At 50.4% G+C, this 22,929-nt stretch carries 21 protein-coding genes; 11 read left to right on the top strand and 10 right to left on the bottom strand.

The annotated features are described in order from the left end of the window. Positions 1–64: 64 nt before the first annotated feature. From R3B84_01690 to R3B84_01670, 5 genes are all read right to left on the bottom strand, one after another. Positions 65–775, bottom strand: a complete 711-nt coding sequence (locus R3B84_01690) for an FHA domain-containing protein (protein ID MEZ6139259.1) — start codon at positions 773–775, stop codon at positions 65–67. A 124-nt stretch (positions 776–899) separates the two neighbouring features. Beyond that, positions 900–1,826 (bottom strand): tRNA (adenosine(37)-N6)-dimethylallyltransferase MiaA, encoded by a 927-nt coding sequence (gene miaA / locus R3B84_01685; protein ID MEZ6139258.1) that lies wholly within the window; start codon positions 1,824–1,826, stop codon positions 900–902. A gap of 157 nt (positions 1,827–1,983) precedes the next feature. Continuing rightward, entirely contained in the window at positions 1,984–3,276 is a 1,293-nt protein-coding gene (locus tag R3B84_01680; GenBank protein MEZ6139257.1) for a DUF1501 domain-containing protein, read from the bottom strand. 350 nt (positions 3,277–3,626) lie between these two features. Then, positions 3,627–5,075, bottom strand: a complete 1,449-nt coding sequence (locus R3B84_01675) for a hypothetical protein (protein MEZ6139256.1) — start codon at positions 5,073–5,075, stop codon at positions 3,627–3,629. 57 nt (positions 5,076–5,132) lie between these two features. Next, entirely contained in the window at positions 5,133–6,962 is a 1,830-nt protein-coding gene (locus tag R3B84_01670) for a hypothetical protein (protein MEZ6139255.1), read from the bottom strand. A gap of 366 nt (positions 6,963–7,328) precedes the next feature. Between R3B84_01670 and R3B84_01665 the strand changes: the two genes are divergently transcribed. The 11 genes from R3B84_01665 to R3B84_01615 all read left to right on the top strand — a co-directional run bounded on the left by R3B84_01665 (position 7,329) and on the right by R3B84_01615 (position 17,947). Next, complete coding sequence (locus tag R3B84_01665) at positions 7,329–8,303, top strand: DUF1559 domain-containing protein (GenBank protein MEZ6139254.1); 975 nt, start codon at positions 7,329–7,331, stop codon at positions 8,301–8,303. A gap of 64 nt (positions 8,304–8,367) precedes the next feature. Beyond that, positions 8,368–8,784 (top strand): hypothetical protein, encoded by a 417-nt coding sequence (locus R3B84_01660; GenBank protein ID MEZ6139253.1) that lies wholly within the window; start codon positions 8,368–8,370, stop codon positions 8,782–8,784. A gap of 24 nt (positions 8,785–8,808) precedes the next feature. Next, complete coding sequence (locus R3B84_01655) at positions 8,809–9,279, top strand: hypothetical protein (protein ID MEZ6139252.1); 471 nt, start codon at positions 8,809–8,811, stop codon at positions 9,277–9,279. Positions 9,280–9,559: 280 nt separating this feature from the next. Continuing rightward, a complete protein-coding gene (locus R3B84_01650; protein ID MEZ6139251.1) occupies positions 9,560–10,498 on the top strand; it encodes an exosortase/archaeosortase family protein in 939 nt (312 codons plus the stop codon). 28 nt (positions 10,499–10,526) lie between these two features. Beyond that, on the top strand, positions 10,527–12,713 hold the full coding sequence (locus tag R3B84_01645) for a hypothetical protein (protein ID MEZ6139250.1): 2,187 nt from the start codon (positions 10,527–10,529) through the stop codon (positions 12,711–12,713). 8 nt (positions 12,714–12,721) lie between these two features. After that, on the top strand, positions 12,722–13,366 hold the full coding sequence (locus R3B84_01640; GenBank protein ID MEZ6139249.1) for a hypothetical protein: 645 nt from the start codon (positions 12,722–12,724) through the stop codon (positions 13,364–13,366). Positions 13,367–13,434: 68 nt separating this feature from the next. Next, complete coding sequence (locus tag R3B84_01635) at positions 13,435–14,205, top strand: sugar transferase (GenBank protein ID MEZ6139248.1); 771 nt, start codon at positions 13,435–13,437, stop codon at positions 14,203–14,205. A 46-nt stretch (positions 14,206–14,251) separates the two neighbouring features. Beyond that, a complete protein-coding gene (locus tag R3B84_01630) occupies positions 14,252–15,244 on the top strand; it encodes a glycosyltransferase family 2 protein (protein ID MEZ6139247.1) in 993 nt (330 codons plus the stop codon). Between the two features lie 41 nt (positions 15,245–15,285). Further along, the gene (locus tag R3B84_01625; GenBank protein ID MEZ6139246.1) at positions 15,286–16,746 is read left to right on the top strand and encodes a DUF1501 domain-containing protein; all 1,461 of its coding nucleotides are present in this window, start codon (positions 15,286–15,288) and stop codon (positions 16,744–16,746) included. A gap of 35 nt (positions 16,747–16,781) precedes the next feature. Beyond that, complete coding sequence (locus R3B84_01620) at positions 16,782–17,294, top strand: hypothetical protein (protein MEZ6139245.1); 513 nt, start codon at positions 16,782–16,784, stop codon at positions 17,292–17,294. A gap of 26 nt (positions 17,295–17,320) precedes the next feature. Then, entirely contained in the window at positions 17,321–17,947 is a 627-nt protein-coding gene (locus R3B84_01615; protein ID MEZ6139244.1) for a hypothetical protein, read from the top strand. A gap of 57 nt (positions 17,948–18,004) precedes the next feature. On the opposite strand, the gene R3B84_01610 is transcribed toward R3B84_01615, so the two are convergent. The 5 genes from R3B84_01610 to R3B84_01590 all read right to left on the bottom strand — a co-directional run bounded on the left by R3B84_01610 (position 18,005) and on the right by R3B84_01590 (position 22,899). Then, positions 18,005–19,453: a sulfatase gene (locus R3B84_01610; protein MEZ6139243.1), complete on the bottom strand. Its 1,449-nt coding sequence runs from the start codon at positions 19,451–19,453 to the stop codon at positions 18,005–18,007. Between the two features lie 248 nt (positions 19,454–19,701). Then, entirely contained in the window at positions 19,702–19,908 is a 207-nt protein-coding gene (locus R3B84_01605) for a carbon storage regulator (GenBank protein ID MEZ6139242.1), read from the bottom strand. A gap of 197 nt (positions 19,909–20,105) precedes the next feature. Next, positions 20,106–20,696, bottom strand: coding sequence for an SIS domain-containing protein (locus tag R3B84_01600; protein ID MEZ6139241.1), 591 nt, complete (start codon positions 20,694–20,696; stop codon positions 20,106–20,108). A 116-nt stretch (positions 20,697–20,812) separates the two neighbouring features. Next, positions 20,813–22,045 (bottom strand): ABC transporter permease, encoded by a 1,233-nt coding sequence (locus R3B84_01595; GenBank protein ID MEZ6139240.1) that lies wholly within the window; start codon positions 22,043–22,045, stop codon positions 20,813–20,815. Beyond that, positions 22,045–22,899, bottom strand: coding sequence for an ABC transporter ATP-binding protein (locus R3B84_01590; GenBank protein ID MEZ6139239.1), 855 nt, complete (start codon positions 22,897–22,899; stop codon positions 22,045–22,047). Before R3B84_01590 ends, R3B84_01595 begins: the two co-directional genes overlap by 1 nt. Between the last annotated feature and the right edge of the window lie 30 nt (positions 22,900–22,929).

The raw sequence follows: 22,929 nt of genomic DNA, 5'->3' as shown, positions 1-22,929 counted from the left end.
TCGCACGGCGGAGGAGAAAATTGAGAATTTGATCGACTAAACCATCACTAGAAATGATAATTTCTTAATAATCATCGACTGAATTTTCTGGTGAAGCGACCATTCGCACGTAACGTGCTAGAAACAATTGAGTGGCCTGAATTGCCTGCCATTCGGCATAACCAATTCGCACTTCAGAACCGTCTTCGTTCGCTTGAATGTTTTCCGTCCCAATCACCAGACCACGGTGGAGGAAATCAAACACATCGGACAGACGGGCGGACTGCGACAGATTCAATTTGGTCGGCAATGGGGGCATATCCAGTTCGCTTTTTGCCCAGTCACAGGCAGTGCGATCCACTGCATTGGTATTCTGAACTGCGGAAAAATCAAAGCCGATATCTTCACCTGGAACGGTGCCTGGGCTTGCTGATGCCGCCTCACCAATTCGTTGGGTGGTATTATTCGCTGATTGGTGCTCATTCACGCGGGCGGCAATTTCTTCACGCGTGCCGAAAAGCAGGGTGGAACGACCTAGCGAAATGGAATCGCCCAGGCGTAAGCGACGGATCTGCACAGGGGCACCATTCACACGGGTGCCATTGGTGCTATCAAGATCAGTCAAAATAATATCATCGTCTTCCTGCTGGACTTTGGCATGAAAACGGCTGATTCGTTCATCATTCAGCCGCAACATGTTGCCTTCTTCACGTCCAATAGTGATCGGTATGGGTAACTCCCGGAAAATCCTTCCCTTGTCTACCCCTTCAATAACCTGGAACGTCAATTTCTTCATAGATGCAACCCAAAAGCTCATGTCGGCAACGCCAGTCCATGTATTATAACAGTTATAGCACATAGTTTGGTAGCTGGGAATGATTTCTCTCATTTTCGCCAGCCACACCAAGGTGGGTTTACTTCTACCAAATATCTGCAAGTTCCGCAATTGGGACAAATTGCACGCCCTGCAAATTTCGAAACCAGGTCAATTGGCGTTTCGCAAACTGTCTTGTACGCAATTTCACTAGTTCCAGAGTGCTTACCAATGTGGAAATGCCCTGCAGATAATCCCGAATTTCCGGATACCCAAGTGCTCGGCTTGCCTCTTTACTGATTGGGTGGGGCAATTGTTCTAACTGATGCACTTCGGCAACCCAGCCACTGGCAAACATCGCCTCCACACGAACGTTGATTCGCTGGTAGAGTTCCTCCCGTGGCCAGTCGATGCACAGGCACTGGTTCTCCTGAAATGCAGGCTCGTTGCCAGCCCACCAGTTTTCCTGATGAAGTACACTCATCGGTTTGCCCATTTGCAGAAAAACTTCCACCGCACGGGTAATCCGCCTGGTATCATTCGGGTGCAGTCGCTGGGCGGTAATTGGATCGATTTCACTCAAATAATCATGCAACCGTTCCGCACCCCTTTCCTGCAGCATGGTTTCTACCTGCAGACGCACCGCTGGATCGAGTGGTGGGGCGTCAAACAAGCCACAAATCAGCGCTTTCAGGAAAAAAGGTGTCCCACCGACAATCAATGGCACCTTCCCCCGTGCGATAATGTCCTGTACCGTGATAGCGGCCTGTTGCAACCACCAGGCAACGTTGCACGATTCCCACGGTTCCAGCACATCAATCAGGTGGTGGGGGACTATTTCACGTTCTGCAAGAGTGGGTTTCGCAGTTCCAATATCCATATGACGGTAAACCGTCATCGAATCAGCCGAGATGATTTCCGCGTTCAGTTGTGGTGCTATCTGCAGGGCGAGCCCCGATTTTCCAGAGCCGGTAGGACCAGTCAGAATCTTGCATTGCCGAAAAATCTCGATATCGACTTTCCCTGAAACCACATTGCTACCCACAGAAAACCACTGAAAGAAGAAGTTGCAAGTATTTTATGGTTGATTGTGGTGGAAAGGAAATCTACGAGAGTCATCGGGTATAAACAAAAAAAAGCACCTCTCCGGTGAAGGAGAGGTGCCCAGCGAGTCTTGGCTTGCTGTAAGATTAGACTTTCTTCAACAGTGCGGTGATGGCTTTCGCGTTTGTACCACCGATTGGTGAAGGACGGCCCAGGTTGTCGCGGATCTGCTCTTCCAGATTGAAGCCCAGAGCTGCAAAGATGGTGGAGTAGAGGTCAGCCACAGAGACTGGGTTTTCTTCGATGCTCATGGCGTCGGAGCTGGTGCGGCCATAAACCTGACCACCAACGATGTTACCACCAGCGATCATCACAGACCACAGACCGGGGTTATGGTCACGACCACCGTTGTTGTTCACGCGGATGGTACGACCGAACTCGGACAAGGTAACTACGACGGTGTCCTGCAGGCGACCACGATCGGCGAGGTCTTTCAGCAGGGTACCGATACCGTTGTCAATTTCAGGTAAGCGGTTACGCAGGCTGGCGAAAATGCCGTTGTGCATGTCCCAGCCACCGTTGTTCACTTCCACACAGGTGGCACCGGCTTCGGTCAGTTTGCGTGCCAGCAAGCAGGCCTGGCCGAAGTTGCCCATGCCGTATTCGGTTTTCAGTGCGGCAGGTTCTTTATCAAGTGTGAACACGTCTTTGTTCTTGGAAACAACCAGGCTGAGTGCCTTCTCGTACACTTCCTGGTGGGATTTCGCTGCATCACGAGCGGAACCAGTGCTGCCCTGGAAACCCGATTCCAGACGACCGAACAGATCACCACGACGGTTCATGCGATCCATCGCGGAGGCACCTGTACCCAACTCGCGAGGTGGGGTGGCATTTTCGGGAGGCTGACCGGGGCGAGAGATCGGCAGTGCACCGAACTTCTGACCGAGGAACCCAGGGCCAATGCCACTGTTGCCAACGGTGATGAAGGCGGGCAGATCGGGAACGTATTCCATTTTGCTGGCGTAGTACCATGCCACCTTTGAGCCCAGGTGGGGGTAGCTGACCAGCGGATTCACTGGCATCCCGGTGAACATCACACGGGTACCACGTGCATGGTCACCTTCGGTGGATCGCAGGGTGCGGATCAGCGAAGCATTCTTCATTTGCGAAGCAATCTTCGGCAGCAGTTCGTTGATTTTGACACCCGAAGCTGCGGTTTCTTTGGTTTTGGTTTCGCCCATGTTGGCGTGGGGATCTTTGTCTTCCCAGAAGTCAATCGCAGGATAACCACCACCGAAGTGGATGATGATCAGGCTTTTGTTATTTTTCTTCATTGTCTGGGCCTGTGCTTTCAGACCCGCAATGAAATTAGCTGCAGGCACGCTCATGGCGGTGGCTGCTGCAGAGTGCTTCAAAAAGTGACGACGATCAAGACCCATGGCTCTTCCCTCTTGGTAATTGATGGAACCTAACACAGTTTGGCCTTAGTGCAAACAAAACAACTGCTTTTTCGAGTCTTTGCACCAACGCTTGCTGCGTTGCAAATATTAAAATATTCTCATGCAGTTCCCATTCATTTAGGACTGCATTTATCTTCACAAGATTATGACGAGATTCGACTTCAGTTAGTTCCGTATTCCAGTGAAAAAAGTTTCTCTTTTCGGCAAATTAGTCAAAAGGTGGTAAAAATGTGGTACCACCACCTGAATTCTCATTTTCTTAAAAATAAGAAAATCAATCTTAAGTACTTATTTGAAAAGGGTTAGCGTCAAAATTATTCTCGGCCCACTTACTTTCTGGTGGTGGTGATAAAATCTGCCAGTTTTTTGGCATTGCGACGATAGGAGGCAATTTCTGGCCGGTCTGGCATGTTTTCAATGGTCCGTAATGCGGTGATCGCCTTGGTGATTTCCCCCTGTTCCAGCCGAATCTGGGCTAATGTCATCTGTGCCACCGCACGGCTGCGGAGGCTGCTGATGTAAAATTGACGCATTTCGAAATGGAATGCCCAGATATTATTGATCATGATTTCGTACGGATTCAGCGACATCGCCATCGCACGAATTGCCAGATAGGGTTGGGTTGTTTCCACTTCAGGCACCGTCATCGCAACAAAAGGATATTGCGTTTCTATTTCGGCCTGTTGGCGGGCGTTTTCCTGCAAATCCCGTTCAAAAATAGTCGAAATCTGTTCAAAATCGCCAAACGCCAGTGCTACGACGCGTTGGTGTCGTTCAAAAACGCTTCGTAAATCAAACTTACTCTGATCTACACGTGGAGCATTTTTCGGGTCTGGAAACTGTACCTGGAATAACCGAACGCGTGCGTTGCCAAAGGCGTTAATGGCTGCCTGATTGACAAATTCCCTCTGGAAATTCTGGTTATTCAGTTGCTGAAGTACTTCGTAGGCCGTTTCCAGATCGCCTGTCATGATGGCGATATCCACTCTTTCGGCCAGATAGGTGTAAATGAGTGGGTCTGGCTGTGAGAAATCAATTTCATCGAGGTGCGTTTTCGCCACCAGATAGAGCCCGTAGCGTTTGGCAATACCGATTTTTTCCAATGGATCTTTTGCCGCAGGAATCTCCGATTCGTACGCGGCCAGTTGTTGATTGAGTTGTTGCTGCAGTTTGGATGACATCTGGTTCAGAAGATCCATGTTCTGCTTTAACTCGGATAGCTGCTTTTCTTCCTCTTCACTAATACCATCTGCGGCACTGATATCCTGAAATCGCTGCAGTTCCTCTTCGGAATAGTTGATGCATTGCGTCAGGGCATCCTGAGCCAGATCTCCCGCACCCATTTGCAGATAGAACTCAAACATTCTGCGGGTAACAGTGGTGGCATAGGCGGATATTCTGCCCTTAATGGGTGACGGCGGCAATCGATAGATGTAACGTGCCAGACTGGCGTTCGCTACTTGTGTTTTCAGCCCTTCTTCCAGAGTGGAAAGCCCGTAAACAGTTGCCAGCATCGCGTAAGAATCGGGATGATTGGGTGATTCCAGAATCGCCTCACGACATTTTCGCATCATCAGCAATTGCGTGGCCAGCACTTCCGGATCAAAATCGTTCAGGTTGGCGTAATTGGAAAACATCCCGCCGGTCACCATTGCACGTGCCTGCATCTCCTGTTGTGCCTGTAAAACTGCCAGATTCTGCAGATAAATCGCTTGTTTTTGCAGCACCGTCACTTCATCAATCAAAAACGGGTACATGGGTGGGGGAGATACGAACAAATCCCAGAATTCGTAGGAACGGATCAGTTTGGTTTCTACATTTGGGATCGGCAGTGATTATGCCTCTTTGAAAACTACCTGTGAAGCACGAAAACGCAGTTTTTCGGCCACAGCGGCAGGAATTACCTGCTGGCCCTTCCAGCCGAGCAGTGCGGCTTTTCCTTCCAGTTCCCATAGTTCCCAGTTTTGTTCCGGTTTACTGTAATCAACCGAAATCCAAAGGGTTTCCAGAATGACCCCGTTGGTAAAACTGCTGCTATGGGAAGTTACCAGATAAGCCGCATTGTATTTTTTCATGAATGCCGGCAGATCGAATTGCACCCCTTTCCCTTGTGCTGCAGCGAGTTGTTTCAACGATAACGCTTTCCGTAGATCGGCAAACTCCTTCGCCTCCGGATGGTGGTAGCCGAATCGAAAATCAAAATAAGTCTTTTCAAGTGGGGCAAACCAGGACATATAGCAGGCCAATTCCGGCTGTAAAATAATTCCGTTCACATTCGCTGGCAGTGTGCCATTTTCGCGCAGAGCCTGAATTTTTTTAGCAATCTCCACAAAAGATGGGTTCGGTGCCACTTCCCATGCCCAGCGACGCCGAAAATCAAGTGGGTGCAACCAGCCAGGGTAGCTGACGCCGATCAACACAATGTTCAGCAGGAAAAACAGTGCGTGGCACACCATATGGCTGATCTGCACTGTTGTCCAAATTTGGGAGCCCACTGTTTTCGATTTTAGGTGCTGCCCTAACTGGTGAGTCAGGTGCATCAACAGAATAGCGGAAGTTATTGCCAGAAAAGGAGTTGCGCGAATATGTAACAAAACAATCACAATACTGAACAACCAGACAAACAGCAAACTTAGTGAGAATTTATTCATTTTCAGGGCGAACTGCACCATCACCAGAATAATGATGGACAGATTGAGCAGTAAAAGTGGGACGTAATTCATCGGATTGTCACCTTCCCGCGAAGTATCCGAACCGCTGGTGGCAATATTGCGAAACAACGGCCCCAGCTCAGCATCGCTGGCAAAGGCAGATATCAGGTCGAAACGAAAGGCTTCGGCGGGCAAACTCCACACCATGACATGGTGGGGGTTGAAGTTACATGCCAGTACCGAAGCACCAAAAGCAATCAGCCACGTTTTGACTTCTGTACGACTGTCATTACCTGGCCGCAGATATTGGCCAAGTGCGTACAATACCACTGTAATTGGCGCCAGAAAGAACCACTGGTCCATATTTGCCCACAGCATTGAAATGCCTGCGGCCAGACTGGGAATCAGCCATTTTTTGCCAGAACCTTGCAGCCGTAGAAAGCTGGCAAGCAACAATGTCAGCAAAAAGTAGCCCACCAGGGATGATTGAAGGTTCAAACGGGGCGCAGATGCCAACATTGCCAGCAACACCACCATGCTGGGCATCAGCAGTTCGGAACCTTTTGGTCGTGCGTACAGCAGGCAAAGGGCAATCAATGCCACACCAAGTGCTTTCAGAATAACTAGAACCGTTCCATTCGGATCATCAAACAGATAAAAGATAATCAGATCGTATAGCCAGCTATGGTTCACCCACGTGCGTTCGGGATCGACAAAACTGAAAGGATCTTTGCCAAACTCGTAATTTCCTTCGGCAATCAGTCGGCCAGTGGCGAGGTGCTGCCAGAAATCAGCATTTCTCACGGCAAACGAGCCGAGAAAAAATGCCAGTATCAACACGGCAAGTGCAGCCATCGCACCCAGAACACGTGTCAGGCCTGTCGGTTCAAGTGCACTTGCAAGAGATTGAGCCCCCACTTTCTCAGTGGGTGCGAGCTGATGCACAGAATCCGGAATTGGTTCGGGAATCGGTTCTGGTATAGGTTCCTGATCTGGTCGATTCGTTGGCCGCATCGCGAAAATATCTCAAAAATAACGATGAATTACTCATGGTTATACGATTTGAACGGCGACTTTGGTCGTAAAAAACTGTCACAGATAGTCGAAAACAAGTGGCTCAGTGACAGGAAACAGATGATAGCCTGCACAATCACGTAATAAAATTCGTAAAACTGTGGTTCAAGTCTATTTCAAGCCCACTTTCCGTAACTACACCGATTGAGGTCAGTTACGGAAAATTATCATTCCCAGAAATTCTTGCTCCACCAAATTTTTCAACAAAATTCTGCACCTTCATTGTTTTTTCACAATATCATCACACTCTTCTAGCAACCCACTTCTAGCATAGAAGCGTTCTTTAATACTTTTGCTAGGAAAGTCATGCATTCCAACATTCGTAAGCATCGCGGGTTCACTCTCATTGAGTTGCTCGTGGTCATTGCCATTATCGCAATCCTGATCGGCTTATTGCTGCCAGCCGTACAAAAAGTGCGGGAAGCAGCTAACCGTTCCAAGTGCAGCAACAATTTGAAACAAATCGGCCTGGCCTGCCATAACTATGAAGGCACCAACGGCATGTTTCCTCCAGGATTGAACATCCCAATCGGTTCATCGTCGGGTATGGTTTTTCCCACCAATGCACTGGTAACAAGTGGTAAGATTGGTCAGCCACCGTTCCCTAACAAGTTTGGTTCCTGGTTGGCCTGGATTCTGCCATTCGTGGAACAGGATAACATTCAGAAGAATTACAACTTTGACGTGCGGGAATATGGCAACACCGACGGCCCGAACTCGATTGGTGCCCAGAAAATCAAGATTTACATGTGTCCTTCCGACTTTATCCCTCAGGAAGTGATTACTTACACCACCGGTGGCACCACATACCACTTCGGTATCAACAGCTATTTCGGTAACGGTGGGGTGAAATCATGGTTCATTTCCACTGCTACCTTTGATGGCGTGTTCCAGATCAACAGCAAAACTTCGATTGCCACCATTACCGATGGTACCAGTAACACATTTCTGGCAGGCGAGCGTTATAGTAAAGACAATGAGTGGGCCGACCTGCCTAATCGTCGTGGTTGGGCCTGGTCAAATTACAACTCACCACAAGACTGCCTGGCAGGCACCCTGCAGCCTATCAACTATACAATGCCAGCAGGTGTCGGCCCCAGCCCCTCTTTTACTTATCAAGATAACCGCCTGAGTTCGTTTGGCAGTGGCCACACCGGTGGGGCTAACTTCGTATTCTGCGATGGTTCGGTTCGGTTTATTGCCGCCACCAGCACTGCCTCTTTGGCAAACCTGCAATTACTGGCTCGCATCAGCGATGGCCAGGTAGCTACCCTCCCCTAATTCACATACTGAAGCGTATTTCAAACTCATGCAAAAATATTATTTCTGGCCCGTATTATGCCTTGTGATTGCGCTTTCAGGCTGCAACACTGGCGAACCGGAAATTGTTCCCGTCACAGGCACGTTAACTTTGAACGGAAAACCGTTGGCCCACGCTGAAATCAGCTTTGTGCCGATGCAGGAAGGGTTAAGCGGACACTACATCGCCACAGCAGTGACGGACGATCAGGGGAAATTTACCCTGAAAATACCCAAAGGTGCGGGTGCCTGTGCGGGTGAAAACAAGGTAACTGTGATCGAGGGTCCACTGCCAGACGAAGCACGCGGGCAATCGGCCAAGGCACAAATTCTGGCTTCACAATTTACGGCGAAGCTGACTAACCGGCCCATCCCACCACAATATGCATCGTTAGCCCAATCCCCACTGAGCGTGACAGTAACCAAAGATCAGTCGGACTACCCCATTGATCTGAAGCGTTAATTTCAACTAACAAACAGGAAGCAGATGCGAAATATTTACTTGATAAAAGCATTCATTCTGGGCATTTTTGTGCTGCAGACTGGCTGCGATGATTCTCCGTCAACCAGCGACGTGGTGGAAGTGGAGCTCATTGTCACACTGAATGATCAACCACTGCCAAATGCAGAAATCACGGTCACACCGATAGGCGATAACGTAACGGGTAACATGGTTGCTACCGGCATTACCGACGAAAGTGGCAAAGTGAAAGTAAAAACGGGTGCCAAAGTGGGGGTAATTCCCGGCAAGGTCAAGATTACTGTCAACGATCCCCCACCTGAGGGTGATGCGGGTCGAGGCCAGGATGGGGATACAGTTCAGCAACAAGCGTTAGAACAAGCCAAACAATTGAAAAACCGCCCGATTCCCAAAAAATACCACGCACTGGTGACCAGTGATCTGGAACTGGAAATCAGCAAAGAGCCCAAATCTTATCCTGTCAAGCTCTCACGATAGTCAATTTCCAACAGTATGACACCGACAACGTAATACTAAGTATTACGACATCTGCTACTCTACCAAACCCGGTGCAACAAGCAGATCATTAAAAAATCCCATTAATGCCATTGGCACACAACATTGGGTGGCACTTCTCGAAGCCCATTTTGAAAAAATTTCAAAAACAGTATTGACCAACAACGTGGGAACCGTTTAACATACCCCACGTTCGAAGGTGGGCTGACAATCTGTCTTCGAATCGAGGCCAATGAATGGTCTGGCACCAGGGAGGGACACCATGAATCACTTAAAACGCATCCCGGCTTCTGCCTGGCTGCTCGTCATTGCACTTGTCTGGACCTACTTCCCTGCGTTAACACAACTATTAAACAAATATCTGAACGACCCACAGTATTCGCACGGCATTCTGGTTCCTTTTTTCGCATTATTTCTGTGGATGCGTCGACCCATCGACGCCACCGCTGCTGTGAAACCGTGGCCGATCGTGGGTGGCACCCTGCTGGTGGGGGCGTTATCGATGCACCTGCTGGCAACCGCCATCAGTTTTCTGACACTGAACGCGTTAAGCATCCTGTTGAGCGTGCTGGCACTGATCATGATTTATCGTGGCAAGTCAGGCATCCGGCAAAGTTGGCCCGCACTGATCTTTTTGCTGTTTATGGTGCCGATGCCATATCAATCCGAACGGATTCTGGGTGCGGAACTACAAAATATCGGTACGATCTGCACCACTTTACTATTGCAGTGCTTCGGGCAACCCGCCATCCGCGATGGCAATCTGATTCTGATTGGCGAAGTCCGACTGGGCGTAGTCGAAGCATGTAGTGGGCTGAGGATGATGGTGACTTTTGCCGCCTTCTGCGTGGCTGCGGTGCTGGTTCTGGAACGCCATTGGGTTCATAAATTGCTGATTCTGCTCAGTTGTGTGCCAATTGCATTGTTGGTTAACATTCTGCGAATTACTGCAACTGGTTTGTGCCACATCTGGTTGAAAGACAGTGCCAGCAAGACCAAAGTCATGGATTTTCTGCACGATTTCAATGGCTGGATGATGATGCCGGTGGGGCTGGCCTTTCTCCTGCTGGAACTGTGGGTGCTGAAGCACCTGCTCGTGGAAAAACCGGTGAAAGCCACACCGATCCAGCGTGACACGAACGAACAGCGTCGTCCCCTGCACCGTGGGCCATCGATTCTGCTGAGCCGTTCCGCTTCCTGAAAACGAATTCACCTACGAGTAACCAGCAATGACCTCTGCAACTACACCTGCGATTCGCTTTGCCGAGCCAGTCCTGGATGCGATTCCGGTGGAATCAAACCAGCCGCACCAGATTGTCACGCTGCCCCCACCCCCTGCGGAACAGCCACCTCCTCCTGAAGGTGGTGGGATGAAAGCGGTGCAGTATGTTCGTTACCACTGGATGCTGATTGCCATTCTGGGCACGATTTTTGGTGGGATTTTTGCCGCACTGGCCTACATGCTGATTCCCGCCAAATACAGCACCTACTCCATTATTCGGGTATCGCCGGAAGACCCACGAATTTACTGGAATGAAGACCCCAACGGTCGCAATGATTTTTCCAGTTACCTGAAAACTCAGGCGGGGATGTTAAAAAGTCCGTTGGTGCTGCAGGCTGCTATTCGCGATCCGGAAATTGCCCAACTGCCGATGTTGCGGAATCAGGCCGATCCTGTCCGCTTTCTGGAAGAAGAACTGTTGGTTGAATTTCAGGATGGCTCGGAACTGATTAAGCCAAAACTGATGGGTGATGATGCCCAGTCAATTGTGATGATTGTCAATTCGATCCACGATGCCTATTTCCGTGAAGTGGTTGAAGCGGAGCGAAAGCGGAAACAGTACCGCCTGAAGCAACTGGAAGATTCGATGAACCGGATGCAACAGGAACTGAAAACCCGCCAGCAGGCTGCGGTGGTGGCTGCAGACCCCAATGCTGTGGCAGAATCGTTGCCTGGCGTGGGGCCGAATGTGGCAGCCAACGAGGTAGTTCGCCTGCGAGAAAAGCTGGATGTGGTCGACATTCGGATCAAACAGATTGCTGAAGAACGTCGCCGGTCGAAAATGCGGCTGGCAAATCTGAATGAAGAACTTCCCAGCGTGCCACAGGCACTGTTGATTCAACTGGAAAACGACCCCGGCATCGCGGGAATCAACCAGCAATTGGCGGAAGCACAGGCAAGATTAGATTATTTTCACAAATTAAATCCTGACAAGGAAAATAGTGGGTTGAAAGGCTTGAAAGAACGCCTGCAAACCCTGACCGCCCAGAAGGAAACCATTCGCAAGCAGCGACTGGTGGAATACCAGAAAACACAGTTGCAGGTGCTGGAATACCAGTTGAAAGAACAGCAGGAACAACTGGACGTGGAAGAAACTGGTCTGGTGATCCGAAAAGAAACGTTGCAAAAAGAATTAAAAGAATATGAGAAAAAACTGGCCGATATTCTGCCACCTGATGCCAACCAGCCACGTGACTTTGGGAAAGTGGACCTGAACATCCGCACCGAAATTGTGACTGGGCTGATGGATAAGGCCAACCTGCTGCGTCTAGAACTGAGTGCCCCCACGCGGGTGCAATCGTTTCAACGTGCTACGCAAACCCTGCAACGAGACCGCAAAAAGCAGTTGATCGGCACAGCCGCTGGTGGGCTGGCAGGTTTCCTGCTGATAGGCTTATTTGCGGTGCTGTTTGAAACTCGCCGCAAACGGGTGATGCAACTGGCTGACTTGCAGACCTTTTCGCACATTCCGTTACTGGGCGTGCTGCCCCACCTGCAGGGGAATGAGGCAGATCAGGGGGTGGAACTGGCACTTGCAGAGGAAAATCTGGAAAAAATCCGTGCCAATATCTGGCAGCAATTTGGCACAGCGGGCAGTCGTTCAATTGTCGTGACCAGTGCGGTGGGAGATGAAGGCCGAAGTTTTCTTGCCCGCGAACTGGCCCTGTCGTTTGGCAGATCCGGTCAATCCACCCTGCTGATCGATTTCGACCTGCGTACGCCAGAAATGCACCACACCTTTGAAACGTCGCTGCAACCAGGTATTGCAGAATTGCTGACCCGCCAGGCCTACCTGGGCGATTGCCTGCAGGCGTTGCCGTACCATATTCACCTGCTGCCCGCAGGCGTCTGGACGGATAATCTGCGCAAATCCTTATCCAGCAATGTGTTGTATCAATTAATTGAACAGGTTAAGCAGATGTTTGAAGTGGTGATTATCCACACTCATTCCCTGCTGACAGTGGCAGAAACCCTGCAGATTGGGCGAGTCGCCGATGGCGTGGTGGTGGCTGTTCAGCGCCATGAAAGCCGACTGCCCACCCTGGAAAAAACCTTTGAAAGTATCCAGCGGATTGCCCCGGAAGCAGCGGGCATGGTCTATCTGGGTGCCCGACGTGAAGAATGTTATCAGTAGGAGAGATCATGAAAGTTCAAAAAGTAGCCATTGGGATCGCCTTTGCACTGATACTGACCACGGGGGTTCTGCACGGGATGTGGACCAATCGCTGGTCTGGCACCACGAAAGAATCCGAATTACGGGCACCATTGGCACAATTGGATCAGCCCCTGGCGGGGTGGGTACCGGGAAAAATGATTGAATTGAATCCCCAGGATTTGCCCGCCGATACGAATACGGAATCTCGGGCTTTTTCGCACCCTGCTGCGAAAGGTCAACTGGTTGCCTCGCTGACTGCGGGTAAACCGGGTGTCGTTGCGGCCCACACGCCCGATGTGTGCTACCTCGGCAGCGGGTATCAACTGCAGGGAAGCGTGGGCAAAAAAAGTTTTCCTGGCAGTGATGGCACGAAAATTGAAATGTACCAGGCAGATTTTGTGAAAACTTCTGCCTCAAACCGGGAAGCGGTGCGGGTGCTCTGGACCTGGCATGATGGGAAACAGTGGCGTGCTCCCGATTACCCACGCTTGACATTCTTTCGCACGCCGATTGTCTACAAGCTGTACATTGTACAACCTGTAACAGAAGGGATGGCCTTGACGGAAACGGAAAGTTACCGTAACTTCGTAACGGCCTTAGCTACCGAATTGGGGCAACAACTGACCAAATGATGTCCTTTCACAGTGCGTAAGTTGGTGAGGTTGACCAGGTTCGAGCAATCAGCATGGAGGCAAGACAGGTGTTACGCGTAGTAGAAATCGACTGTTTCCCGGGAAATCAGTTGAATGGGAAACGGCGATTGGAAGTGCCCCCCCAGGAACTGGAAATTGTTGTCATTGACCATTCTGAAAATGGCAAAAGCGATGACAGTTGGTTTCCCCTGCGGGCTCCACACCAGCTTCGTCGCACCTTGCGTTGGCAACGCGGTCTCAATTTCGTTGCCAGCAGTGCCCTGCTGGTTGGTCTGGCCCCAATGATGGTGTTGATTGCAGCAATTGTCAAACTCTCCAGTAAAGGACCAGCGATCTATCGCCAGCGTCGCATCGGTCAGTTTGGAATGCCGATCACCATTCGCAAATTCCGCACGATGTATCACGAATGTGAAAAATTCAGCGGCCCCAAGTGGTGCGTCCCCGGCGATCCACGGATTACCCGAATTGGCTATTGGCTGCGGAAGACGCACCTGGATGAACTTCCCCAGCTCTGGAATGTGGTGCGTGGGGAAATGAGTCTGGTTGGCCCACGTCCGGAACGGCCCGAAATTGGCCCCACACTGGTGGAAAACCTGCCAGATTATTACGAACGCTATATCGTATTACCCGGTATTACCGGTCATGCTCAGATCCACCTGCCACCCGACCAGGATGTGGGTGATGTGCGGAAAAAATTGCAATTGGACCGCGAATATATTCAGCAGATGAATTGCTGGTTCGACCTGCGAACACTGGTGAAAACTGTTTTTCATGCCCTTGGTTGGAAAAAAACCTCTGCTGCGACGCCAGAAGCGTAACAATTCTGGTGGGACTGTAGATTATTTCCCTGAATGCGAGGCAAGGATGCCACGAATTACCGTCATCGTGCCAGTCTACAACGAACAGGCACACCTTAACGAAACGCTTGCAGGGTTGGCGAATCAGACATTACCTGTTTCGGAATACGAAGTATTACTGATTGATGGTGGGTCTACTGACCAAACACTGAAAATTGCCGCGGAGTTTCAGCAGCACTTTGCCTGCCTGCAAATATTGCACAATCCCAAGCGCTATTCCAGTTCTGCCCGCAATATTGGTGTCCGCCATGCCAAAGGTGAGTATCTTCTCATTGTTGATGGCCACTGTGCGGTGAAAAACCCCTCATACCTTCAAAATGTCATCCAGGCGTTTGATCGTTCGGGTGCTGATTGTCTGGGTCGGCCACAACCATTAGAAACTGCCCACCCCACATCGTTTCAGAAAGCGGTTTCAGTGGCACGGCAGTCGTGGCTGGGGCATAACCCCGATTCTGCCATTTATTCCAGCAAAGAACAATTTGTTGCCGCTGATAATGTCGCGGTAGCGTACCACAAATCAGTATTTGAAAAGATTGGTTTTTTCGACGAACGCTTCGATGCCTGCGAAGACGTGGATTTTAATGTGCGGGCACGCAAAGCCGGTTTAACCTGCTATTTCACTCCGGAAATAGCCCTTGATTACAAACCTCGTGCCACGCCCAAAGGATTGATATACCAAATGATGCGATACGGACAGGGCCGAGCCCGCCTGGGGAAAAAAGACCCCAGTTCCATTACGTTGCCAAGTCTGGTACCGCCATTTCTGGTGCTCTGGCTGGCAGGAACAGCAGTTGCCGCAGTGCTGAGCCAAACTGGATTGCTGGTGTTTGCCGCTTCCGTGGCGTGCTACATGATTGTTATTCTTGGCGAATCGATCCGCACCTCACTGAGCAATACCACTGGTGGGATTTCATTCTGGCGGGTGATTCTGGTCTTTCTCAGCATCCACTTTGGCTTCGCGTGGGGCTACATCAAAGAATCAGTTGCTGTTCGTCGATAACTGGCACGTTATATTTCGCCCTTTTCCAGACGGACTATTGCTTGAACAACTCCCCATCGGTGCGTTATGATGGTGGCATGGACAATTTTCATCAGCACCGCAGAAACTTTCTTGCCACCGCAGGTGGCGGGTTAGGGGCAATTGCTCTTAACTACTTACTATCCAAAGAGTTACAGGCTGATACTCACAAACAAGTGGGGAATCCGTTAGCTGCGAAGCCGCCCCACTTTCAGGCCAGAGCGAAATCGGTCATCTTCATGTTTATGGTGGGTGGCCCCAGTCCGCTGGATCTGTTCGAACCAAAGCCGTTGCTGCAAAAGCATGCAGGGAAACCACTTCCGGCTGATCTTGGCAAGTTTCCCAGCCAGTTTACCAAGGGCGATTCTGCAATTCTGCCCAGCACCAGAAAATTCAAACAATTTGGACAGTCGGGTAAATGGATGTCTGATTTAGTGCCCCACCTGTCGACGTGCGTGGATGATATTGCCTTTTTGCACGGTTGCTGGGGTAATTCTGCGGTACATGCACCCGCCATGTATGAACTGCACACGGGCCGCACACTAATGGGGCATCCTTCAATTGGTTCGTGGGTAACATACGGTCTGGGTAGCGTGTCGGAAAATCTACCCGCGTACTGCGTGATGACCCAGCCGGAAGGTGTGCCTGAAGGTGGGGCTCCCTGCTGGGGTTCTGCCTACCTGCCAGCGGTCTATCAAGGCACGATGTTTCGTGCGGGTGCCTCACCAATCCTCAATCTGGCGAATCCCAAAGGCACCAGTAATGAGCAGCAGAAAAATACCCTGTCGCTGATCCAGCAGTTGAATCAGCGACACCTCGTTGCAGGTGAAAGCGACCTGCAGGCCCGCATGGCCAGTTACGAACTGGCATTTCGCATGCAGCAGCACGCACCGGAAGCGGTTGATTTAACGAAAGAAACCAAGGCCACTCACGCAGCATATGGGACAGGTGATAAAGCAACTGCGGATTTTGGTACTAGGCTGTTGCTGGCCCGCCGGTTGGTAGAACGTGGGGTGCGTTTTGTGCAGGTCTACAGTGGAGGTGGCCCGCTGGTAACTCAATGGGATGCCCACGATGATATCAATGGCAACCACGAAGCGATGTGTCGGCGTGTGGATCAGCCCATTGCCGCACTGCTGAAGGATTTGAAGCAACGGGACATGCTGGATGAAACTCTGGTCGTCTGGTGTAGTGAATTTGGCCGCACCCCCTTTTCGCAGGGTAGTCGTGGGCGAGACCACAATCCGTATGGCTTTACCATGTGGCTGGCAGGTGGGGGAGTGCGTGGTGGAATGACGCACGGTGCCACCGATGATTTTGGCATGAAAGCGGTCAAAGGACGAGTTTCGGTGAATGATTTTCACGCCACAATTCTGTATTTACTGGGCATGGACCACGAAAAACTGACGTATCGCCACAGTGGGCGTGATGAACGCTTGACCGATGTGGGCGGCGAAGTAGTCTTTTTAACCAAATCATCATGAATTAAATTTCATTCATTTTCAGGGCGATTCCCACAATGATACGGTTAGTTATTGTCTGTTTATTGGCAGGTGCGCTTGCCCATGGTGCAGAAAAAGAGTTGCTGCCAGTCGGTTGGCACGGCAACTGGCAGGGAAGTATGCTCGTTTATGGTCGTCCGGATACCCCACCTCAACGGGTGGCGTTGGGACTGAACATTGCACCGGTCCCGGAGAAAAATCAGCTCACCTGGACCTTAAAGTATGGTGAAGGTGATAAAAATTCGGTCCGTCCCTACGTGCTGATTCGCACCCCACAGGGGCAGTTACAGATTGATGAACAGAATGGGATTGTTCTGGATGTCGACTTGACTGGCAATGTGATCTACAGTCAGTTCGAAGTGAACGGCTCGCTCTTAACCGCACGTTATGAACTGAGAGACAAAGAATTGCTGTTTGAGATCGTTTCTGCCCAGAAAGGAACCAAATCAGGGACGAAACAGCTACCTGTTCAGTCTTTTGCCCCACGTCTGGTACAATCGGGTACAATGCAACGGAAGGAAAAGAACTGAATTTTTGCTGGGTGGAGTGTGTCAGAATGGGTGCCTCAAGTTGGCGATACTACACAGGGTATCACAATGATCCTGAGACAGCACTTCAGGCACTTCGAACAGAAGTATTTGCGCGGGGTGAATATATCGATCCGACTGATTCAATTGACGAAACTCTGCGTCAGAATGCCCACCGATTCGGACAAGATCCGAATTCGCCTGAAGTGCAAGCTGAGATCGATAGTGCGGTCAGGCTCCAGCAAGCGATTCGGACCGGAAACACCCACGGCTTAAGTAGGAAAGAACGTGCACTTGTGGAACGATTGCGGGCCTTTGGACAATTAGCTGGCCAGTTCGGTGCTGTGCCACCAGCAACTGATGGTGACCGGCCTCGCTCAATCGACGAGTTGCTTGAACGTGCGGCTGAATCCGGAACGCACTCGATCCTTGACATTGAGCACACATCTTCACAGCCAGGATTCGGGCTTGCAGTCCCTTTAACAATAGCACAGGTCCGGCGAGTGTTCGGAACAACAAAACCAACCCACGATCAGGTCGAATTGCAATGGACAGAAATTGCTGAATTGCTCGAGAGATGGCACGCACGATACATGGTTGTATTCTGCGACGAGCATCCCAGTGAGTATGCTTTTATTGGCTGCTCCGGTGATTAAACAACCAGCAGACCTGAACTCATGATTTTCTCATTAGTTTTTGCTCATAAGCGTTATTTACTTTTTCTTCTTCGGTGGGGGCAAATCATTCTCGCGAACACTCTGCAGTTTCTTCTTCAAACGATCCTGCATGTCCTGCAGAGTCTTCTGGTGATCAGCACTGTGCGCCAGATTGGTGTACTGCCCGGGATCTGTGTGCATGTCAAACAGTTCCATCCCGCCTTTCCTGTCTTCACCATACTGGATGTAGGCCCAGCGGTCGGTGCGAATTAACAGGCCTTTCCCGTTCACGCAGAAGATTTCATCCCGCACCTGATGGGTGGGATCGACGATCATTTTGGCCAGACTTTTCCCTTGAAGGCGGTTCGGCACGGGCAAACCACACAATTCCGATGTGGTGGGGAACAGATCGAGTAGTTCCACAAAAGAATTGCAGACGGCAGGTTTTTGGCCGGGAATTGCCACGATCAGTGGCACCTTGGCCGATTCTTCATGAACGCTGACCTTCGCCCAGAAATCATGTTCCCCCAGGTGGTAACCATGGTCGCTGGTAAATATCACAATTGTGTTATCTTCCAGTTTTGCTTCCTTCAGTGCTGCCAGAACCTGCCCCACCATCGCGTCCATATAACTGACGGCTGCATAATAGCCCCCGACCGCTTTTTTCTGCTTTGGGATATCCATTTTCATGTTGGTGGAAGTTTTGTAGTTGATCCCCGCCGGTGGGATGTCGTCCCAGTCGCCAGCTACTTTGAGCGGCAATTTCATTTGTTCATGAGGATATGGTGCGAAGTAGGGTGCTGGTGCCACAAAAGGCACGTGGGGGCGGACAAAGCCGACCGCCAGAAAGAATCGCCGGTCTTTCGGTTGCTTTTTCAGCAGTTCTGCGGCTTTTTGAGCAGTTTTGCCATCGGAATGCACCAGATCATCGCCTTCGGCAGCCACCACGACAAAGGTATTGCCACCGACTGCAGGCTTTTTGCCATCGGGATTATTTTCCAGGGTTTCGCCTTTCCCTTTTGCTTTCCATTCAGGGCCAGGGCTGTTGTAGCGTTCATTCCAGGAAATCGGGTCATCGGTGCCATCACTGCCCTTTTCAATGTCACCTGGGACACCCATATGAAAGATTTTGCTGACTCGCGTGGTGTGGTAGCCAGCCTCTTTGAAGTGCTGCGCCCAAGTGGTGCGGTCACCAATGGCGGCACGCCCACTGACATAGCCAAAAACCTGCGTGGCGTGGGGGTAATAACCGTTCATCAACGATGCTCGCGATGGCCCGCAGACGGGAAACTGGCAGTAGGCACGCTGAAATAACGTCCCACGTTCGGCTAGCCGGTCAATATTGGGGGTTTTGCAAACCCGATTGCCGTAACATCCTAGTGCTGTGGAAGTTAAGTCGTCTGAAATGATAAACAGTATGTTATATTTGCCCACTTTTTGTGGCTGTGCCTGCACCCACAGTGGGGTGAAGGCAACCAAAATCAGTACGAACCGCCAAAAATTCATGAGTTAGCTCCCAGTACCCACTGGGGAGTGTACCGTATTGGAACTACGATGTGAACAAAAAGATTGCCAAATGGAGTATATTTGGCCAGTGACAGTTGATAACTGGATTAAGTTGATTTTCCAGGTAAAGTGGTGAAGGATATTCAGAACTTCCGAACGCAGTCCGTGATTGCAGTGCCACGTTGCATTCGGGAGAGATCTGTTTCACTTCGAAACAGCTTGGCACTTGACTCAACAGTTACAATCAATCACGCTTCGGCAGTGTTGCCTAAAGGAAGTCCTTCGGCAATCCTCTGCTGTTGATCTGGTGGCAACAACTCCTGACGGTAAATCGCCACATCACGTGGTGCTTCAATCCCAAGGCGGATTTTGCCACGATCGATATCCACAACCGTAATACAGATATTATCACCGATGTAAATCTTTTCGCCTAGTTTCCGGCTGAGTACGAGCATGTTTGAAACTCCTGCAATTGAGCCACTTCATGGAATCATGTGCCTTGAAGTAACTTACTTCAAACTAGGCAGTTTGCGTTGTTTGCCGAGCGATTTTTTCCAGGTTCGTTGAATTGCTTGCCGTCAGATGTGGTAGTGTGCTTGACAATCATACAATCGTTACAACCGCACCAGTTTCTCGTGCAGGTGATTTATCGTCACAATGAGATGCGCCGGTACAGATCGTCGACAATCCAGTGGAAGGCTGTCAGATGTATCGATTCGACAATGCCCATGTCGTCTAATGGCACATGAAAATTGCCGTGGGCCAGTTGACGTAATTTGCCCCCACTAAAACCGGTGCATCCGAACGTAGTCAACCCATTGGCGTTGCCCCACTCCACTGCCTGCAGAATATTGGGGCTGTTTCCGGAACCGGAAATGGCGATCAGCAGATCCCCGGGACTGGCCAGATTCTTCAATTGTTGTTTGAATATACAATCGAAGCCCTCATCGTTTGCCCACGCCAGAATATAGGGGGTGTTATCGGTCAGCGAAAGGATTTTCAGCCGCTGAACATCATCCCGCTCGTATAACGTGCGATCGATGGTGCCTTTGCCCATATCTTCGCAAAAATGAGAAGCATTGCTGCCACTGCCACCGTTACCAATGACAAAAACGAACTTTTTCTGCTGGTAACAGTTCCAGATCAGGTCCGCCAGGTGATTAATTTGCTGCGGATCCACTCGGAGCAGTTCCTGAGCCACACGCTCCAGAAACGCTCCCGAATTCATTGTCCTACCAATCATGGTTAATTCTCGATTGCATCCTGTAACTGATAAAGTACAGAATTAGAGCACGGGATGCCTGAAAATGGTGCGTGAATGCAAGGAAAGCAGACTGTAAATTGTCAATCCAAGCTGCATTACTGCCAGCCGCGGCGGCGGAACAGCACTGCAGCCAGAATCACCCATGAAACCGATAGGATAATTGCCGCGGTCAGATTCAACCAGTGGTGGGAGCGTAATTGGTCGGTCAGAATCGCATGTAACAGGTGGGGTGCGTGGTATTCAATTGCCAGTTGTGGGATATACTCGATGTTATTCTGCTGGCAGAGCAACATCACCAGTGCAATCGCCAGCATGTAACAAAGCGCAGCCAGGCTTGCCGATCGTTGGGTGCGGGCCAGGCTGGAAATGGTAATGCCGATGCCCAAGGTCCCTACAGACAAGGTAAGCAGGGTGAGCCAGAAAAAGACACTCTTTAGAACGTTAGAATTATGTATCCCTGCCAGCAGAGTTGCCAGAATGACCCCGAAGGCGGGGTAAAACAGGAATTTTGCCAGCAGAATTTCGAACGTGGTCGCGGGTGACAGCGCCTGGGCCAGAAGCATCCCTTTTTCACGCTCTTCACATGTAAATGAAGGCATCAGATAGACGCACGTGAAAAAGAGGCTGAACATTACCAGTGCGGTGGCAATTGCAGCCCGAAAATCAAGGGAACCATTGGAAATGGCGGATTCCTGCAAATCCAGTTTTGGCACCACGGGCAGGTTGTTATCAATCGCACGATCATAATATTGTGCGAACAATTGATTAAAAGCTTCGCGTTGGGCCCAAAGCTGGTCATCGGTGTGGGCAGGCCGCACCACTTCCCTTTTCATCAGAGTGTTATTGGCCTGCTCATTGAGCATCTGTTGGGATAAAAAACGATATGATTCGCGCCAGAACCATTGTTCATATACGGCCATGCCAGCGCGTTCTCCATCGGGAAAACGCAACCAGATCCGTTTTTTCCTGAATTTGCCCTCTGGAGGGAGAGTTCGCAATTCGATCCCACCGGTACCGTTTACGTAGCGGATCTTCTCATCCGGTGGGATATCATCCGGAATCTGCTTGAAAAAAAGATGGTTTTTCAATCCAGGTGGGACATGATTGATCAAATGTTCCACCCACTCATCGGAAGTATCGTAGTAAATGTAGCAGTGGTGAATGCCCGCAATCAAGTTGGATGGCTGGTCTTTTTCCGCTGGGTTCAGCACCGCAAGAATCAGCGATGCGGCAATCAGCAGTCCAGCCAGCACCAAACCACCACGGTTGGTGGTGTGGCGAAGGGCCTCTTTCAAAAACAACGCTTTCAGAATGCGGAAGCGGATCACTAAATAAACTCCGTTCCCGTTAGTTTTAAGAAGGTCGAATGAAAGTCAAATTCACGTGTGTGGACGCTTTCGATCAGCCCCATCTGCATGAACTTCGCCAGTTCTTCGCGGTGCAGGGGCAGATCCATGTCAAAAACGCGTCTCGTACCATCATTCAAAATGACGTCGCACCGGCGTTCTGTGTGCTGCTGGCGTAATTTGATTGGGGAATCCAAAGCAATCAATTGACCATGGGCCATAATTCCAACGCGGGTGCAGATCGCTTCCACTTCTGGCATATTATGGGTGGTCAGCAGCACAGTTTTGCCCGCCTGCACACGTTTTTGCAGAATCTGGTGCACCACTTCTGCCGAACCAATATCAAGATTCGCAGTGGGCTCATCCAGATACATCACTGCAGGATCGTGGAGAAGTGCCCTGGCAAGCAGCAGTTTTTTCTTCATCCCCATGGAATAACCACGCACGGGAATATCGGCCGCTTCAAGCAGAAACACTTCTGCCAGACATTCATTCACCCGCGAACGCGGCACATTGTACAAATCGGCAAAAATCTGCAGGTTACGCCGACCGGTGAATTCATCGAAGTGGTTATCCCGATCGGGCACATAACCGAACAGAGGTTTCACGTAATGCCATTCCGTAACTACATTGCGGCCAAGGACTTGCACGCTGCCACCGTCGGGAAGCCGCTGGCCAATCAGCACCCGCACGGTGGTACTTTTGCCCGCACCGTTCGGTCCCAGCAAGCCAAAAAGTTCGCCCTGATAAATATCCAGATCAAGACCCGCCACCGCCTGGAAGTCTCCATAGCGGACCTGCAAATTTCGAATTTGAATAGCGATTTCGGCGGTCATGTAATCAACATTAGAACTTCATTACAATTT

The organism is Zavarzinella sp., assembly GCA_041399155.1.
Taxonomy (GTDB): domain Bacteria; phylum Planctomycetota; class Planctomycetia; order Gemmatales; family Gemmataceae; genus JAWKTI01.
Note: the sequence above shows the minus strand (reverse complement) of the source record. Positions and strands in the feature narration are given on the sequence as shown.

Coding starts and splice junctions, on each gene's coding strand:
- R3B84_01655 (MEZ6139252.1), top strand. CDS start 8,809: ATGCGAAATATTTACTTGATAAAAGCATTCATTCTGGGCATTTTTGTG.
- R3B84_01690 (MEZ6139259.1), bottom strand. CDS start 775: ATGAAGAAATTGACGTTCCAGGTTATTGAAGGGGTAGACAAGGGAAGG.
- R3B84_01620 (MEZ6139245.1), top strand. CDS start 16,782: ATGATACGGTTAGTTATTGTCTGTTTATTGGCAGGTGCGCTTGCCCAT.
- R3B84_01600 (MEZ6139241.1), bottom strand. CDS start 20,696: ATGATTGGTAGGACAATGAATTCGGGAGCGTTTCTGGAGCGTGTGGCT.
- R3B84_01670 (MEZ6139255.1), bottom strand. CDS start 6,962: ATGCGGCCAACGAATCGACCAGATCAGGAACCTATACCAGAACCGATT.
- R3B84_01645 (MEZ6139250.1), top strand. CDS start 10,527: ATGACCTCTGCAACTACACCTGCGATTCGCTTTGCCGAGCCAGTCCTG.
- R3B84_01640 (MEZ6139249.1), top strand. CDS start 12,722: ATGAAAGTTCAAAAAGTAGCCATTGGGATCGCCTTTGCACTGATACTG.
- R3B84_01665 (MEZ6139254.1), top strand. CDS start 7,329: ATGCATTCCAACATTCGTAAGCATCGCGGGTTCACTCTCATTGAGTTG.
- R3B84_01680 (MEZ6139257.1), bottom strand. CDS start 3,276: ATGGGTCTTGATCGTCGTCACTTTTTGAAGCACTCTGCAGCAGCCACC.
- R3B84_01610 (MEZ6139243.1), bottom strand. CDS start 19,453: ATGAATTTTTGGCGGTTCGTACTGATTTTGGTTGCCTTCACCCCACTG.
- R3B84_01605 (MEZ6139242.1), bottom strand. CDS start 19,908: ATGCTCGTACTCAGCCGGAAACTAGGCGAAAAGATTTACATCGGTGAT.
- R3B84_01630 (MEZ6139247.1), top strand. CDS start 14,252: ATGCCACGAATTACCGTCATCGTGCCAGTCTACAACGAACAGGCACAC.
- R3B84_01590 (MEZ6139239.1), bottom strand. CDS start 22,899: ATGACCGCCGAAATCGCTATTCAAATTCGAAATTTGCAGGTCCGCTAT.
- R3B84_01650 (MEZ6139251.1), top strand. CDS start 9,560: ATGAATCACTTAAAACGCATCCCGGCTTCTGCCTGGCTGCTCGTCATT.
- R3B84_01615 (MEZ6139244.1), top strand. CDS start 17,321: ATGGGTGCCTCAAGTTGGCGATACTACACAGGGTATCACAATGATCCT.